This window comes from Phytobacter sp. (assembly GCF_059074235.1).
In genome coordinates, this window is sequence record NZ_JCACPZ010000009.1 from 86,494 (window position 1) to 102,152 (window position 15,659).

14 protein-coding genes and 4 pseudogenes are annotated in these 15,659 nt (G+C 51.0%); 11 read left to right on the forward strand and 7 right to left on the reverse strand.

Going from position 1 to position 15,659, the window contains the following annotated elements:
* Positions 1–107: 107 nt before the first annotated feature.
* On the forward strand, positions 108–1,082 hold the full coding sequence (gene ycjG, locus AC5JPW_RS24915) for an L-Ala-D/L-Glu epimerase (RefSeq protein WP_494244098.1): 975 nt from the start codon (positions 108–110) through the stop codon (positions 1,080–1,082).
* Here the strand turns inward: ycjG and mpaA are convergent.
* Positions 1,064–1,777 carry a murein tripeptide amidase MpaA gene (mpaA, locus tag AC5JPW_RS24920; RefSeq protein ID WP_494244100.1) on the reverse strand — a complete coding sequence of 238 codons (714 nt, stop codon included), beginning with the start codon at positions 1,775–1,777 and terminating at the stop codon, positions 1,064–1,066. The genes ycjG and mpaA overlap by 19 nt on opposite strands.
* 183 nt (positions 1,778–1,960) lie before the next feature.
* On the opposite strand from mpaA, the gene AC5JPW_RS24925 reads away from it, so the two are divergent.
* The 5 genes from AC5JPW_RS24925 (at position 1,961) to AC5JPW_RS24945 (ending at position 5,690) form a co-directional block, all read left to right on the forward strand.
* Positions 1,961–3,577 (forward strand): peptide ABC transporter substrate-binding protein, encoded by a 1,617-nt coding sequence (locus AC5JPW_RS24925; protein WP_494244102.1) that lies wholly within the window; start codon positions 1,961–1,963, stop codon positions 3,575–3,577.
* Positions 3,578–3,768: 191 nt separating this feature from the next.
* Positions 3,769–4,029 carry a hypothetical protein gene (locus AC5JPW_RS24930; RefSeq protein ID WP_494244104.1) on the forward strand — a complete coding sequence of 87 codons (261 nt, stop codon included), beginning with the start codon at positions 3,769–3,771 and terminating at the stop codon, positions 4,027–4,029.
* 123 nt (positions 4,030–4,152) lie between these two features.
* Positions 4,153–4,362, forward strand: coding sequence for a hypothetical protein (locus tag AC5JPW_RS24935; protein ID WP_494244106.1), 210 nt, complete (start codon positions 4,153–4,155; stop codon positions 4,360–4,362).
* Positions 4,363–4,633: 271 nt separating this feature from the next.
* Positions 4,634–5,398: a class I SAM-dependent methyltransferase gene (locus AC5JPW_RS24940; RefSeq protein WP_494244108.1), complete on the forward strand. Its 765-nt coding sequence runs from the start codon at positions 4,634–4,636 to the stop codon at positions 5,396–5,398.
* 103 nt (positions 5,399–5,501) lie between these two features.
* Positions 5,502–5,690 (forward strand): YdiH family protein, encoded by a 189-nt coding sequence (locus AC5JPW_RS24945; RefSeq protein ID WP_494244110.1) that lies wholly within the window; start codon positions 5,502–5,504, stop codon positions 5,688–5,690.
* A gap of 52 nt (positions 5,691–5,742) precedes the next feature.
* Here the strand turns inward: AC5JPW_RS24945 and AC5JPW_RS24950 are convergent, their stop codons facing one another.
* Positions 5,743–6,963, reverse strand: coding sequence for a GGDEF domain-containing protein (locus AC5JPW_RS24950; protein ID WP_494244112.1), 1,221 nt, complete (start codon positions 6,961–6,963; stop codon positions 5,743–5,745).
* A 175-nt stretch (positions 6,964–7,138) separates the two neighbouring features.
* Entirely contained in the window at positions 7,139–8,506 is a 1,368-nt protein-coding gene (locus AC5JPW_RS24955) for an MHYT domain-containing protein (RefSeq protein ID WP_494244113.1), read from the reverse strand.
* 553 nt (positions 8,507–9,059) lie between these two features.
* Here AC5JPW_RS24955 and AC5JPW_RS24960 point away from each other — a divergent pair.
* The 3 genes and pseudogenes from AC5JPW_RS24960 to ynaL all read left to right on the forward strand — a co-directional run.
* Positions 9,060–10,039 (forward strand): annotated as a pseudogene (locus AC5JPW_RS24960) (methyl-accepting chemotaxis protein); the annotation flags it as partial.
* 266 nt (positions 10,040–10,305) lie between these two features.
* Positions 10,306–11,295: pseudogene (zntB, locus tag AC5JPW_RS24965) on the forward strand (zinc transporter ZntB).
* A 276-nt stretch (positions 11,296–11,571) separates the two neighbouring features.
* Positions 11,572–11,718: a proline-rich small protein YnaL gene (gene ynaL / locus AC5JPW_RS24970; RefSeq protein ID WP_494244115.1), complete on the forward strand. Its 147-nt coding sequence runs from the start codon at positions 11,572–11,574 to the stop codon at positions 11,716–11,718.
* A gap of 30 nt (positions 11,719–11,748) precedes the next feature.
* On the opposite strand, the pseudogene ttcA reads toward ynaL, so the two are convergent.
* A pseudogene (ttcA, locus tag AC5JPW_RS24975) lies at positions 11,749–12,686 on the reverse strand (tRNA 2-thiocytidine(32) synthetase TtcA).
* A gap of 48 nt (positions 12,687–12,734) precedes the next feature.
* Positions 12,735–12,958 (reverse strand): annotated as a pseudogene (locus tag AC5JPW_RS24980) (tyrosine-type recombinase/integrase); the annotation flags it as partial.
* Positions 12,959–13,025: 67 nt separating this feature from the next.
* Between AC5JPW_RS24980 and AC5JPW_RS24985 the strand changes: the two are divergent.
* Positions 13,026–13,559 (forward strand): hypothetical protein, encoded by a 534-nt coding sequence (locus AC5JPW_RS24985; RefSeq protein ID WP_494244117.1) that lies wholly within the window; start codon positions 13,026–13,028, stop codon positions 13,557–13,559.
* A gap of 37 nt (positions 13,560–13,596) precedes the next feature.
* Here AC5JPW_RS24985 and AC5JPW_RS24990 read toward each other — a convergent pair whose 3' ends face one another.
* A complete protein-coding gene (locus tag AC5JPW_RS24990) occupies positions 13,597–13,692 on the reverse strand; it encodes a YoaK family small membrane protein (RefSeq protein ID WP_437890339.1) in 96 nt (31 codons plus the stop codon).
* A gap of 113 nt (positions 13,693–13,805) precedes the next feature.
* Positions 13,806–14,444 (reverse strand): NADPH-dependent F420 reductase, encoded by a 639-nt coding sequence (locus tag AC5JPW_RS24995; protein ID WP_494244120.1) that lies wholly within the window; start codon positions 14,442–14,444, stop codon positions 13,806–13,808.
* A 105-nt stretch (positions 14,445–14,549) separates the two neighbouring features.
* Between AC5JPW_RS24995 and AC5JPW_RS25000 the strand changes: the two genes are divergently transcribed.
* Complete coding sequence (locus AC5JPW_RS25000; protein ID WP_494244122.1) at positions 14,550–15,443, forward strand: LysR substrate-binding domain-containing protein; 894 nt, start codon at positions 14,550–14,552, stop codon at positions 15,441–15,443.
* The last annotated feature ends 216 nt before the right edge of the window (positions 15,444–15,659 follow it).

The following is a 15,659-nucleotide window of genomic DNA, read 5'->3' on the forward strand; positions in this document are numbered from 1 at the left end:
CTGTTTACATATAGTTAACTTCAACGCTAGTTTATGCCGAAAGCGAGGAGCGCGGCAAACCTAATTTCGAATCTATACTCGTTAAGAAACCGCCAGAGGAGCAAGGGATGAGAAGTGTGAAGGTCTACGAAGAAACCTGGCCGCTGCATACGCCGTTTGTGATCTCACGAGGCAGCCGCAATGAAGCGCGGGTGGTGGTGGTTGAACTGGAAGAAGACGGAGTGAAGGCGGTTGGCGAGTGCACTCCCTATCTGCGTTATGGTGAAAGTGAGGCATCGGTCATTGCTCAAATCATGAGCCATATCGCACAGTTGGAAAACCGATTGACGCGCGAGGAATTGCAAACCCTGTTGCCAGCAGGTGCGGCGCGCAATGCGGTGGATTGTGCTCTCTGGGATCTCGAAGCCCGTCGTTCAGCGAAAACGCTCACCGCCTACGCGGGCGTGGTGTTGCCTTCAGTGGTCACCACTGCCCAGACGGTGGTGATTGGTACGCCGGAACAGATGGCGGCAAGTGCAGCAGCGTTGGTTGAACGGGGCGCGCGCCTGCTCAAAATTAAACTTGACGATCATTTCATCAGCGAGCGGATGGTCGCCATTCGCGCTGCGGCACCGGATGCCACGTTGATCGTCGATGCGAATGAAGCCTGGCGTAGCGAAGGACTGGCGGCACGTTGCCAGCTGCTGGCTGACCTGGGCGTCTCAATGCTGGAACAACCGCTGCCCGTCGGTGAAGATGATGCGCTGACCCATTTTATCCACCCGCTCCCCATCTGTGCCGACGAGAGCTGCCACACCCGGGCGGATCTGCCTGCTCTGGTCGGCCGTTATGACATGGTGAACATCAAGCTTGATAAAACCGGCGGTCTGACAGAGGCTCTGGCACTGGCGGATGAAGCCAGTGCGCAGGGGTTTGGTTTGATGCTCGGTTGTATGATCTGCACTTCGCGCGCCATTAGCGCGGCATTACCTTTGGCGGGTAACGTCCGTTTTGCCGACCTGGACGGCCCGACCTGGCTGGCGGTGGACGTTGAGCCAGCACTGCACTTCACGCCAGGCGAGCTTCACCTCTCCACATCGTGATGCAGGAGCGCGGTCATTGCGCCGAGATACTTCTCGCTGGCTTCATCAGAGGAGACCGGCGGAAATTCGAGGGTAATGCAGTGCAGATGCATGTCCGCACACCAACTGCCAAACGAACCGGGCGTTTCATAGCCCACGCTGGTGACCAGTGGAAGCGCAAACTGTGTGGCAAGCCATGCTCCGAAATCACTGCGACGCGGATCTTCAACGCACCCAAGCGGATCGTGAAACGACACTACCCATGCCGGACGAATACGATGGATCAGGGTACAGAGCGCCTGTGTTTCAGCTTCTGAACCGGGGCGCTCTCCTGTCGACAGGACGACATCTCGCTCGGTTGCTGCACTGTTCCAGCGATAGACCGTGTCGCCGGGCTTCCAGTTTGCGGCAGGGAAATTACGATTCAGATCCACCCCGCTGGCATTGGCCCTTAAACCTAACTGACACCCATCTGGGTTCACTGCCAACACTACATGGTGGCGACGAAGTTCAGGTTTGAGTGTACGCAGGGCGCACGAAAGGGTTACCACGGATGAATTTTCATCCCCATGGGTTCCCGCAATGATCAATCCGCTGTCATGAGAGACCTGAGGAGCAGGGAACCAGATAAGCGGCGCCCCCAACAGCGAGTGGCCATACGTTTCGCTATCGCCAGGAAAAGCACCGCGTTCCTGGCGTGGTCGTGAGACGTGCATAATCGTCCTTATGATGGTTAACCTTCACTAAGTGTTGAGCATTTTACCCAACCCGGCAAATGCACAGGTCACGTATAAACTGGCGTGTCGTCAACATTCTGGCGGTGGGAATTTGCATTCCCCCGTGTTAAAACAAATAATTACCTCATCTTTCGCTTTGCTACAAAAATAAAAGGGGATCACATGAAGCATCCTGTGACGTTGATCGGTTGTGCGCTTTATTTGTGCGGTTTCACTTCACTGGCCTGGGCGGCCGATGTGCCCAAAGGGGCCGAATTGGCGAAAAAGCAGGAGTTGGTTCGCCATATCAAAGATGAACCCGCGACGCTGGACCCGGCGAAAGCGGTTGGCCTGCCGGAAATTCAGGTTATCCGTGACTTATATGAAGGGCTCGTCAATCAGAATGAGAGGGGCGACATTGTGCCTGGCGTCGCGTCAAAGTGGCAGAGCAACGATAATCGGGTGTGGACGTTTACCCTACGCAACGATGCAAAATGGTCAGACGGTACGTCCGTCACCGCACAGGATTTTGTCTATAGCTGGCAGCGCCTGGTCGACCCTAAAACCACTTCGCCTTTTGCCTCTTTTGCCGCGCTGGCGGGCATCAGCCAGGCACAGGATATTATCGACGGTAAAGTTAGCCCGGACAAGCTGGGTGTGACGGCGGTGGATGCGAAAACCCTGCGCGTTCAGTTAGATAAACCGCTGCCGTGGTTTGCGAATATGGCCGCCAGTTTTGCCTTTTACCCGGTGCAGAAAGCCAATGTAGAAGGCGGGCAGGACTGGACGCGTCCGGGGAATCTGGTGGGCAACGGCGCTTATGTCCTTGCGGCGCGTGTCGTGAACGAGAAGCTTGAATTTACGCCAAATAAATACTATTGGGACAATGCTAAAACCGTCATTCAGAAAGTGACCTTTGTTCCGATCAACCAGGAAACTGCTGCGACAAACCGTTATCTGGCGGGTAACATCGATATCACTGAATCCTTCCCGAAGAGTCAGTATCAGAAGCTGCTTAAAGAGATTCCGGGTCAGGTTTATACACCGCCACAGCTCGGGACTTACTATTATGCGCTGAACACACAAAAAGGTCCGACTGCCGATCCACGCGTGCGTCTGGCGCTGAGCATGACGGTCGATCGCCGAATAATGGCGGAAAAAGTACTGGGCACAGGAGAAAAACCGGCCTGGCGCTTCACACCGGACGTGACGGCCGGGTTCACACCGCAGCCTTCGCCATTCGAACAGATGAGTCAGGAAGAGCTTAATGCGCAGGCCAAAACGCTGTTGCAGGCGGCGGGTTACGGGCCGCAACGTCCGCTTAACCTGACGCTGCTTTATAACACGTCTGAAACGCACCAGAAGATTGCCATTGCTGTGGCATCGATGTGGAAAAAGAATCTTGGTATTGACGTCAAACTGCAAAACCAGGAGTGGAAAACCTATATTGATAGCCGCAACACCGGAAATTTTGATGTGATACGTGCGTCATGGATTGGTGATTACAACGAGCCTTCGACCTTCCTTTCACTGCTGACGTCGGGTCATAGCGGCAACATTACTCGTTTCAACGATCCGGCTTACGACAAGGTGATAAACCAGGCAACGCAGGAAACGCAGGCGAGTGCGCGTAATGCGGATTACAACGCTGCGGAAAAAATCATTGCTGAAAAAGCACCTATTATTCCGATTTACCAGTACACCAACGGACGTCTCATCAAACCGTGGCTGAAGGGGTATCCGATTAACAATCCGGAAGATGTGGCGTATACAAGGACGATGTATCTGCTGAAGCATTAATGGCAGACACTCTTTGATTAACGTCGTCATGAGTGCGTGCTGGCGTAAATTTTAGCGCCAGCATTTTCTTTACCATTCAGCCACGGCATATTGATTTGCCGTTCGGCTTGTTAAATTGCTAGCTGCCTAACTGTTAACAGCGCCATGCTCAGCTATGCTTCGGTTAACACATAACCAAAAGGAGCAGTCATATGCGCATGCGCGGCGTCGTTCTGCATCACGAGCACCGTATTGGTTTTGTCATCATTCGTGATGAATATAACAACTTCACCGTTGTAAAACTGTTGGGCAGTGACAACATTGAGAGAGGCGATATCGTTGTCGGTGTACTCCACGGTGAAGGGGATGAAACCTTCCACAACGAAACCCAGGATGTCGCTTTCCCGGTCCACATTCAGGGGCATGGATTATCTCAGGAGGCGACAATTCAGATGATCCAGCAATCTCACTAACCTGCCTGTCAACATTCCGAAAGACTTTTTTTGATTTATTAACACTTGCTGGTGGTTTTTCCCCGCCAGCATCGCTGCTTTCCAGTAGTATGTTTGTTTACATGTGATTTTAGGGAGAGAGGAATGTTAGAAGCCTATTTTGGTACCGCTGCGACGGAAGAACAGAAGAAACGATTGCTTGCCGTGCAGGCCGCACTAGAGATTTCAAAAGCATCCGTTTCAGCATCCACAGCGAATTCTGGCATCCGTAGTCAGATGGATTTACGCAACGTCTCACAAGAGGTCTCCTCTTTAGCTGATGCCATTCAGGACGCGCTGGAAGACTACGAATAAGCAGTTTACCTGGTGCGAGCCAAAAAAAAGCCCGCTTCAGAGAAGCGGGCAAACAATACTGGAAGCAATGTGAGCAATGTCGTACTGAATACCTGACTATTTAAGTCAACTATTCAGTGATGAGAAAGATAATCTTTATCATCTTGGCGATCAACCCCTTTTTTTGTGTGTTCTGCACAAAATTGATCCAGGTAAATAAAAATCATTCCCATACTTCATCTCATCACTAAAATGATGTATTTATAATGCAACTTTAAGTGAGGGATTGAACATGAACGTGAGCGAGAAGGCAGGCCATACGTTTTTAGCGAGCCTGGGGAAAACACGTTTACGACCAGGCGGCATTGAAGCAACGGAATGGCTGATCGATCAGGCTCAGCTAAATGGCGATATTAAGGTGCTGGAAGTCGCCTGCAATATGGCAACGACCTCCATAGAACTGGCTCAGCGCTTTGGGTGCCAGATTTGTGCCATCGACATGGATAAACAGGCGCTGCAAATCGCCACCGAGCGGGTGAAAGTAGCAGGGCTGAGCGATAAAATTCATATCCTTGAAGCGAATGCAACCAAACTGCCGTTCCCGGATGAGAGTTTTGACGTGGTCATCAATGAAGCCATGTTGACCATGTATGCGGATAAAGCCAAATCGAAGCTGGTGAACGAATACTACCGCGTGCTGAAAAAAGGCGGCTGTCTGCTGACGCACGACATCATGCTGTCCCGCGGTGAGCTGGCGTCCGGCTCTCATGGTCAGTTGCAGAATGTGGTGAAATCACACGTGAGCCCGATGAGTCTCAGTAACTGGCGGCAGCTCTTTCTTGACAGCGGATTTACGCGAGTCGACACCCATAATGGGGTCATGTCATTGATGTCACCTGCGGGACTTATTCGTGACGAGGGGCTGGGCGGTGCACTGAAAATCGTCTTTAACGGCATGCGGACTCGCGAAAATCGCGTACGTTTTACCGGTATGTTCCGTTATTTCCGCGCACACCGTAAGCAACTGAATTACATCGCCTGTTGCTCACGCAAGTGAGGCGGTAAGCGAAACGGTAGGGTGATGGGATCCTGGCTGAGGTCAAAATTTGTGCAGTAAAATGTGTTATAGTGGTTATTCCTTAACCACTGAAGAGGATGCTATGCACAACGAATTAGACCCCACCCAACTGGCCATCGAATACTTACGTCGTGATAAAAGCACAATGACGCCTGCGCAATACCTCAAGAAATTAAAACAGCTCAGTCTGGAATTTGCTGATTTGCTCACGCTCTCGCATAACGAGCTTAAAGAAGAGATCGATTTTGCCTGGCGATTGGGGATTCACTGAGCACGTTACGCTGAAAGATGCGCCCGCGAACGGGCGCTTTTTTTGCCTGCAGTCAGGCAGCGAGCACCTTATTGCGTCCATCATTTTTCGCACGATAAAGCGCATCATCAACCCGTTTAAACAGCGCGTCGAGGCTTTCATCGGGCTGGTGACGGGCCACACCAATGCTTACGGTAAAGTGCGGAAAGTCCGGTAATGTCAGATTTGCCAGCGTTATCCGGATGTTTTCGGCAACGTTCAGCGCCTCATCCAGAGAGGTTTGCGGCAACAACAGCAAGAACTCTTCACCTCCCCAGCGGAAGACATAGTCTCCCTTGCGGGTCTGTTGCTCCAGCGTGCGTGAGAGTTGAATCAATACCTCGTCGCCTTTCTGATGTCCAAATTGATCGTTAATCCGTTTGAAATAGTCTGCATCCACCAGCAGCAAACTAAAGTCCATCGCCGTCGGCATGATGTGTTCAGTCAAGTGATAGAACTGACGCCGATTAAGCAGACCGGTTAAGGCGTCGCGGTGTGCGGCGTATTCCAGTTCCTGCTCCAGCCGTTTTTGCTCGGTAATATCGTGAATAATGCATAACATCAGCCGATCATTATAGATTTCAATTGGCCCGGCGTAGGTCTGAACATGGCGTGTGGAGCCGTCAGCGAGCACATGGACGAAGTTAAGCGGTTTATGCCCCCCCGGTAGGCGGGCGATCTCTGCCATCACGGGTAAAATGCCGCGACCAAGGGTATTGATTTCCCAGGTATGCCGCCGGCACATATCCTCATGGCTGTAGCCATAGAAATGCAGGGCCGCGATATTGGCATCCACTATCAATCCATCGCGAGCCGGGTCAATTAACAGGATCGGGGCCGAATTGGTGTGAAAGAAGCGGGCATAGAAGCCATGTTTACGGGGGCGGTAGGATGTGGAACGACTGGATTTCAACCCTGAGGGGGGGCTTATCGGCAATCCCTCAAACACGATGACGTCGCCAAACATCTCAATGTTGCGCAGCAACGCTTTACAGCTCAGCGTCGTGGCTTCCCCGTCGAGGAAAACAGTCCAGACTTCAACAATCTCATCACCGTTATGCAAACCAGGGATATACATCGCGAGATGCTTGTGAGCCAGGGCAGAATATTTTCCCGTGCGCATATCAACCAATGCGCTATCTGCAGCCAGCGTCTTCGCACGAATGTTGGCAAAGAGCACTTCTTCAGTATCCGGCGAGACAACCCAAACGGGCGTGGTCAGCAGATTGAGCGCATCCAGGTGATTCGTCAGCATAAGCTATTCCCCTCTCTTGCGCGTTACATCCAGCGTAATGGGTAAGTTGCGAATTTTTTTACCTATTTTTAACTTACCTGATAATACCTTTTTCGGCATTTTTTTCATGCAACTTGAGGGGATTCTCTAAGAAAAGGGGGTTATTTTTTTAGGGCATTATGTGAAGGCAAAGCCGTTACTGACCCCCCATGGGGATATCTGAAAGGTAAACCGGTGTATTGGCCGCCAATTGCTCTATGGCAGGATGCCAGATTTCCCAGCCGTTACGCCCTTTCTGTTTGACGTTATACATCGCTGCATCGGCCTTAAATTTCAAATCCTGTGCGCTGTCACCGTGAGACGGGAAAAAACTAATCCCCACACTCAACGAAACTTTAATCACATGGCCCAGTTCATAAAATGGGATATGGACGGATTCCACCAAATGCTCGGCCAGCAGCGTCACGTCATTTTCATCACTCTCCGGCACCAGCAGAATGAACTCATCACCGCCCAGGCGTGCGAGGGTCATTTTAGAACTGATGCACGCCAGCAGTCGGGTGGAGACCGATTTTAACAACAGGTCTCCCACATGATGCCCCCAGACGTCGTTCACTTCTTTAAAGCGGTCCAGGTCCATAAAAAGTAGCGCAAAGCGAGAGTGGGTGGACATCGCATTGGTCAGGCACTTATCGAGGCGATTATCAAATTGAAGGCGATTGGGCAGGTTTGTTAAAGGGTCAAAGTAGGCCTGCTTTTCCAGTTGCATATTAAGCTGGCTTAAACTGTCGGTCAGGCGAGACGTGCGTATTTGTGAATCAATCAGCGAAATAAAAAGCATGATGCCAAGGACAATCAGTGTTGAGGTCGAGACCCAAATAGAGAGCCCGGTTTCGCTTACGCTGGAGTGCATTGCAGCGTAGGCGCTGCCCCGCACGACAATGCCCATGGAATCTTTCGAATCACTGAACTGCACGGCGCTCATTGCCAGATAATGCGTTGAACAAATGGTGACACCCATGACCAGCGCAGCGAGTACATGGTTGATAAAAGCGTGATGGCGAACCAGTTTGCGACCAAAAGCCAGCCAGAGCGCAAGTCCGGATGCAAAAAAAGCGATAAAGATGGAGAACAGCAACCGTGGGGTATTCCAGGTCAATGTGACGTGATCGGTTAAGGCCATCATGCCGAGAGAATGCATGGTGATAACGCCACCGCTCAGCAACACCGTGGCAAGCACCAGACGCCGGAAAGGCAGCTTTTCTTTCGTTACGGCGACGTTCAGTGCGAGCGTAGCAGCAACCAATGCGACCCCGAATGAAGCGATGGTTAACACAATGTCATAATGCATGACGATGGGCATTTTCATGGCCAGCATACCGACAAAATGCATGGACCAGATTCCCATGCCTAATGTCGCACCGCCACAAATCCGCCAGAACAAGGCGCTGCGTACATTTGATGCGCCAATTTTAGTGGCGCTATCGAGCGCGACAAAGGCAGCAATGAAAGCCACCACAAAAGAAATACCGATAAGTATAGGGTCCCACGATACATAAAGCATTATGCATTCCACGTCAGTGTTAGAGACAAAGGGAAATCCTGAAATTTATTTTAGCAGCTAACCTGATGAATTTAGTGGGTACGTGAATATAAATATTTAATCTATTTTTTTAATTTTAACTTGTATGTAAATCGTTATCGGTATTTAAGGTGGAAGCTTTAATTTTAAAGGGTTATTTTAGCCCAGCTTAAATATGTTGTAGGGCTTATCATTGAATTAATTGTCAGTTAAGTTACAGGGTTTTATATCATATATCCTTTAAACATTTCGGATTAATTAAGCTAAAAATGGCACTTAAACCCTTTTAAATGGTGTGTTTGTGGTCTTATATTTCACGCCTAATGCAAATTTGCAGTGTTATCAACTGAACATTTTTCAGGATTAAAATGAGAGTGAAAAAGTGCATTTCGGATGCTATAAGAATAATACCTTCCTTAGTTGTATCGTTGGTGTCGCTATGCTTAAAAATATGAGTGTCAGAACTTTTATAATATTATTCCTGACGTGTGCTTTCATAATTGCGGATGTTTTAGTGACCGTTGTCGCAAAAAATATGGCATTATCCGTGGCGCTAACTGTTTTCTTAATGACGACGTTAGGGTTACTTTGGCTATATATGACTCACTATTTGGTCACGCCAATCAACACAGTTAAAAAAAGCATCGAAGAGGTTACCTCCGGTAATCTCTCTATCACTATTCCGGTATTTGGTAATAACTGCGCGGGGCGATTAATCCCTGGTATCAATAACCTGTCTGGCCAGCATTGCGACTTTGGTGGGCGAAATTCGATCATCATCTCAGACGGCGCTGGATCTTTCAGATGAGCTTGCTTCCCGTAGCGGTGAACTGTCAGTGAAAACTGAAGAGCAGTCTGCAGCTCTGGTGCAAACGGCCGCGAGTATGGAACAGATGGCCAGTAGCACCAAAAATAACGCTGAAAACACGCGTCTTGCCAGCTCCCGTGCAAGTGATGCCAGCAGCAGTGCCCGCAAAGGGGGGAACCTGATGGGGCAGGTGGCGCAAAATATGCAATCAATTACTGATTGCGCCAATCAGATGACGGAAATCATTGCGATCATCGATGGTATCGCCTTCCAGACCAATATCCTGGCGCTGAACGCAGCCGTTGAAGCCGCCCGCGCCGGGGATCACGGCAAAGGCTTCTCGGTGGTGGCGGGTGAAGTTCAGTAGCCTGGCGCATCGCAGCGCGGAAGCGGCAAAAAACATTAAATCACTGATTGCAGTGACCACAGACAACGTTACTCAGGGGGCGACTGTTGTCTCTGAAGCAGAGAAAAATATGCAGGAAATTGTCTCCGGTGCGAGCGTGGTGAGCAAATTGATGGATGAAATTGCGGTATCGACGCTGGAACAGGAGAAGGGCATCTCTCAGATTACCCTGGCGCTGTCGGAGCTGGAAAAAGTGACGCAAAGCAACGTCAGCATGGTAGATGAACTCGCGGGTTCATCGGATATCCTGAAAAATCAGGTGATTGAATTGCAACAACGTACCAGCAAATTCCGTCTCGCAGGGCAGGCTGCACTGCCTGCAACCCAAGCTACGGTATCGCAAGCCACAGCCTCAGAACACCAAGGATCAAACGCCAGTCTCGTCTCATCAGGCCGGTGCTACGTAATCAGGAAAACTACTGGCACTCCTTCTGATTTTTTGTCCCTCCACTGGCCCGCTTAGCGGGCCTTTTTTTTACATTTGCTAACGAATTCAGCATGATGGTTGCTTAACGCGCCACGGATAGCTAGACTGACAACAATGCTTGAGTTGATTGTGGAGTCTCCGTGGAAGCGATTAAAGGATCGGATGTTAATATCCCGGATGCGGTATACGCGTGGCAGTTGGATGGGAAAGGGGGCGTGAAGCCGCTCGAGAATGATGATGTGATTGATGCACAGACATCCCTGCTGGCTTCATCTGAACTATACCAGCCCTGAAAGCGCACAGTGGCTGGAAACCACACCGCTGTCTGCCGAATGCACGTTCGCCATGCTCTTGCCGGTGAAAGCCTGCGTCCGCGCGTTACACGAATGGGAGAAGGCACGCTGATAACGTTGCGCTGCATTAACGGCAGCACGGATGAGCGCCCGGACCAGCTGGTGGCGGTGCGCTTATATATGGATGAGCGGATGATCATCTCAACGCGTCAGCGCAAAGTGCTGGCGCTGGATGATGTGGTCTCCGATCTGCAGGAAGGGACCGGCCCGACTGGACTGCGGCGGCTGGCTGGTGGATGTCTGCGATGCCCTGACCGATCACGCCAGCGAATTTATCGAAGAGCTGCACGATAAAATTATCGACCTTGAAGATAATCTGCTCGATCAGGAAATTCCTCCGCGTGGTTTTCTGGCTTTGCTGCGCAAACAGTTGATTGTGATGCGCCGCTACATGGCGCCCCAGCGCGATGTCTTTGCTCGTCTGGCGAGTGAACGTCTGCCGTGGATGAACGACGACCAGCGTCGCCGTATGCAGGATATTGCGGACCGACTAGGGCGTGGGCTGGACGAGATCGACTCCTGTATCGCGCGCACGGCTGTCATGACCGATGAGATTACCCAGGTCATGCAGGAGTCGCTGTCACGCAGAACCTATACAATGTCGCTGATGGCAATGGTTTTTCTGCCCAGCACATTTTTAACCGGGCTGTTTGGCGTCAACCTTGGTGGTATTCCCGGCGGCGGATACCGTTTCGGCTTCTGCGGTCTTCTGCTATAATGTTGGTCGTTCTGATAGGCGGTGTTGCATGGTGGTTGCATCGCAGTAAATGGCTGTAAAATTTCACTTTTTTAACAAAAAATGAACATAAAATCGCTGTTTAAATTGAGCCATATCAATATATGCAGTGCCGGGAACAGGCAATATTCATCTCGCAGGTGAATGCAACGTCAAGCGATGGGCGTTGCGCTCCATATTGTCTTACTTCCTTTTTTGAATTACTGCATAGCACAATTGATTCGTACGACGCCGACTTAGAATAGTCGGCTTTTTTTTGCCTCTTGTTTAGCCCGGTCTACCCTTAAAGGACGGCAATACCTTTACTGGAGGCAACTATGTACGCGTCTGATCCCTTGTTGGTGAGTGACCCCATTCCGAACGATCCTGTCCCGATTCCTGACCCAATCCCTCGACCTCAACCGTTACCCGACCCGCCAGATCCGGATCCGCGTCCCATTATCGACCCACCGCCGCATCGCTAAAAAAAAGCCCTCGGACTCGAGGGCTTTCGTCTATTTGATTTCCAGAATATCCAGTCGAACGGCGTTAAAGTCGCCGTCGTCTTCATCCGGCTTCCAGCCCGCAGGATGAAGCGGGATCTCTTCACGGTCGAAACGCCAAATCCCCGCCATCGACGCACGTCAGCACCGTGCTGAATGCCTTTGAAATCAAACAGCGTTGTATCGCTCAGGTGCGATGGGACGACGTTTTGCATGGCGCTGAACATGGTCTCAATACGCCCAGGATAACGCTTATCCCAGTCACGCAGCATATCGCCAATCACCTGACGCTGTAAGTTCGGCTGAGAACCACACAGGTTGCATGGAATAATCGGGTAGCCTTTCGCTTCGGCAAATTTCTCAATGTCTTTTTCGCGGCAGTAGGCCAGTGGGCGAATGACAATATGTTTACCATCGTCGCTCATCAGTTTCGGTGGCATCCCTTTCATTTTCCCGCCATAGAACATGTTGAGGAACAGGGTCTGCAGGATGTCATCACGATGGTGGCCTAACGCGATTTTTGTGGCACCCAGCTCCGTTGCCGTACGGTAAAGGATACCGCGGCGCAGACGAGAGCACAGAGAGCAGGTGGTTTTGCCTTCAGGAATTTTGTCTTTAACGATGCCGTAGGTATTTTCTTCGACAATCTTATATTCAACGCCGATGGATTCCAGGTATGCAGGCAGAATGTGCTCCGGGAAGCCAGGTTGCTTCTGATCGAGGTTGACAGCGACCAGACTGAAATTGATCGGGGCGCTCTGTTGCAGATTGCGCAGTATATCCAGCATGGTGAAGCTGTCTTTGCCGCCAGAGAGGCAGACCATAATACGGTCGCCTTCTTCAATCATATTAAAGTCGGCAATCGCCTCACCGACATTACGGCGAATGCGCTTCTGAAGTTTGTTCAGATTGTATTGTTCTTTCTTTGTAGTTTCTTGATTCTGCGACATTTGTTCTTTACTCAACTCTCAAATGGGGCACGGTGGGGCAGCGGCATGTTAAAAGGCCAGCCTGGCGTTCAGCATCGCCACCTGCTCACTATTTATTGATTCATGCCATGAAGCATAGATTTCATACACTGTCTGCGCATTTTCGTGCCCCCTCTGATTAACAATAAAAGACGGGTTAGCGCCTGCGGATTAAACCGACATGCGAAAGTGTGTCGTGTATGGTACGGATTGCGGCGACGAAAGCCAGCACGTTTTACAGTAGACTGGCAACGACGTTCACTTCGGGTTTTCATTTTGTTATTTTGCTGCACATATAAAAAACATCGGTGGATAAGAAAAATGAGATTGCCGACAAAGACAGAAATCGCGAGTGGCATTGTCGCATTACTATTGGTTGCCTGGGTCTTTTGGGTTCGGGAATATACAGATCAGGCTTACTTGCTTGAAGGTTCCCGCATTAAGCTCATTATTGTTGCACTCGCCAGCGTCATCGGAATACTCGCCGCGTGGCGCGTTTTCAGACATGGAAATCTGCCCGGTCAAAAGAAGGGGGGACCCATTGCCGCCTTCTTTATTGTGGCAGGATCGGTGGGATGCTTATTCTGGAACGTGCCGGAAGCCATCATGGTGGCTAACGCCCACCAGAGGGTGAGTGATAAGTACATGTTCAGGATGGTTTATCCTGGACCTTCGTGCGGCAGACACTGTACATGCAAGGCGGGCGTGATTTATTACGACACTTTTCTGCAGCGCGAAATCGAGTTTTGCCACAACGATGATGCCTCAACCTTCTTTTATACCGATTATATGCGCGTGGATAAGCGCATTTCGGCGCATGGCGGGAAAATTCTCGGTCATGAAGCGATTCATTAACTGAAAAGTGTCAGTTGCAGACAGTTAAAGCTCGCCCTCAGCCTGGCGTAGCATAACCCCCAACCACAAACCAGGTCAGAAACGCAACGGCAACGATAAAAACTAAAATCGGGAAGGCAATACCAATTCTCATGACAGCGAGGTTCCTGGCGGTTTGAAATCATAGGGATACCCCTTTTATCCGAAATGACCTCAAATCGCCAGCAACTTATTTTAACTGGTCACGAAAATCACGGTCTGTCAGGCTTAAGCTTGCCCTCCACGCCGCGAAGTAGATAGTGTCTCTTCCAGTTCGTGCTTCGTCATCCGCACGCAGTACGCGGGCATACCGCGCTCAAATCGCCATCCTTCAACCAGCGGACCGACATCCACCACATCAAAGCCAAATGCTTCATAAAGTTCTGTGGCGATGCGTTTACCCTCGGCATCATCACCTGCCAGCGGCAGGGCGCGTCTGTTTGCGCTGCCTTGCGTAAGCCCGTCGCTCTCAAGCTGGGTCATCGGAATGGCATTAAACGCTTTGGTCACTCTGGTGCTGCCGAGCGTTTTTGCCAGCAGCTCGCTGGTGGTGGTCTGCCGGGTGTCCAGAACGTCAACGCGGCCGTCGCGATCCGGGTAGTAGTTAACGGCATCAAGCAGCGGTTTGCCCTGAAGTTCGGCCAGCGGTAATGCATCAATGGCGGTCAGAGGCACGGCTATCACCACAACGTCACCAAACCGGGCCGCCTCCTGCGCGGTGCCAATTTCACAGCCAATCATTGGCTTAAGGCTGAACAGCGTTTGAGGGCTGCGGGAGTTGCTGAGCATGACCAGATGTCCGGCATCAATCGCCAGTTTTGCGATGGCACGCCCGACAAAGCCTGCCCCGATAATTCCAATTTTCATCTTCGACTCCTGAAGAATTTAACAACCGGGCTCCACTTTAATTGCCCCCTGAATGAAGATAAATCGTATGATGGTGGAATGAAAAACAACTGAGAGTAGTGAATTGTGGACAAGCTGACCGGAATGAAAGTGTTCGTGAAAGCCGCCGAAATGGGCTCGTTTGCCGCTGTCGCGGAGGCGCTGACGATGTCGCCGCAGATGGTCGCAAAACACATTACGGCACTGGAATCCCGGCTGGGTGCGGCACTCATCAACCGAACCACCCGCAGGCAAAATCTCACGGATATTGGCCGCAGCTATTATGAACGCTGCCGGATTGTTTTGGCTGAAGTGGACGAGGCGGATGCCATTGTCACCAACATGAAAGCCACGCCGTCCGGCATCATTCGGGTCAATGCGCCCGTCACTTTTGGTTCCCACACGCTGTCACCGTTTATCACGCGTTATCTGGGGCAATACCCGGATGTGCAGGTTGAACTGACGTTAAGTGACCGCATCGTTGATCCGATTGAAGAGGATTTTGAGGTCATCATCCGCATTGGCGAGCTGGCAGACAGCGGCATGGTGGCCTGGCCGCTTGCCCCTTACCGGCTCATTGCCTGTGCGTCGCCCTCGTACATTGCGCAATATGGCATGCCAGAACGTGCCGCCGATTTGCATCAGCATGCCTGCCTGGTGTACGGGCACTGGTCGCCCTCCATGCCCTGTCGCTGGCTCTTCACCAAAAACGGTAAAAATGAGGAAGTCAGGCCGGAAGGGCGCTTTCGCTCTAACGACTGGAAGGCGCTGATGCAGGCCGCCGTCGAAGGTTACGGTGTCACGTTAGGCCCGGCGGATGTACTCAATAATGAGATTAAAAAAGGTCATTTAGTGCGTGTACTGCCGGATTACGACGGCCCATCGAGGCCTATGCACGTATTGGTTCCCACCGCGAAGAAGCAGACGGTCAAAATTCAATGTTTTATCGATGCGCTCAGGAAAGCATTTGGGCCAGATTGAACGATGGGGAAAGGGGCATTGCCGTTACGCGTGACAAACACCATAACGGCTTACGGAGTATGACAGGTCAGGCTCTGCGGTTGGTCAGCACCAGGCTGAATTTCTTCCACTCATGGTTGTCACGTTTGCGTTGCAGGCTCCAGTGGATCTGCATTGTGCGACGGGTTCTGCTTTGCTTCATGCGTTTATCTCAGGTTTCTATGGGTAACAGGTGAG

Bases quoted from the DNA above. Each gene is read 5' to 3' on its own strand.
- ycjG (WP_494244098.1), top strand. From the start codon at position 108: ATGAGAAGTGTGAAGGTCTACGAAGAAACCTGGCCGCTGCATACGCCG.
- mpaA (WP_494244100.1), bottom strand. From the start codon at position 1,777: ATGCACGTCTCACGACCACGCCAGGAACGCGGTGCTTTTCCTGGCGAT.
- AC5JPW_RS24925 (WP_494244102.1), top strand. From the start codon at position 1,961: ATGAAGCATCCTGTGACGTTGATCGGTTGTGCGCTTTATTTGTGCGGT.
- AC5JPW_RS24930 (WP_494244104.1), top strand. From the start codon at position 3,769: ATGCGCATGCGCGGCGTCGTTCTGCATCACGAGCACCGTATTGGTTTT.
- AC5JPW_RS24935 (WP_494244106.1), top strand. From the start codon at position 4,153: ATGTTAGAAGCCTATTTTGGTACCGCTGCGACGGAAGAACAGAAGAAA.
- AC5JPW_RS24940 (WP_494244108.1), top strand. From the start codon at position 4,634: ATGAACGTGAGCGAGAAGGCAGGCCATACGTTTTTAGCGAGCCTGGGG.
- AC5JPW_RS24945 (WP_494244110.1), top strand. From the start codon at position 5,502: ATGCACAACGAATTAGACCCCACCCAACTGGCCATCGAATACTTACGT.
- AC5JPW_RS24950 (WP_494244112.1), bottom strand. From the start codon at position 6,963: ATGCTGACGAATCACCTGGATGCGCTCAATCTGCTGACCACGCCCGTT.
- AC5JPW_RS24955 (WP_494244113.1), bottom strand. From the start codon at position 8,506: ATGCTTTATGTATCGTGGGACCCTATACTTATCGGTATTTCTTTTGTG.
- ynaL (WP_494244115.1), top strand. From the start codon at position 11,572: ATGTACGCGTCTGATCCCTTGTTGGTGAGTGACCCCATTCCGAACGAT.
- AC5JPW_RS24985 (WP_494244117.1), top strand. From the start codon at position 13,026: ATGAGATTGCCGACAAAGACAGAAATCGCGAGTGGCATTGTCGCATTA.
- AC5JPW_RS24990 (WP_437890339.1), bottom strand. From the start codon at position 13,692: ATGAGAATTGGTATTGCCTTCCCGATTTTAGTTTTTATCGTTGCCGTT.
- AC5JPW_RS24995 (WP_494244120.1), bottom strand. From the start codon at position 14,444: ATGAAAATTGGAATTATCGGGGCAGGCTTTGTCGGGCGTGCCATCGCA.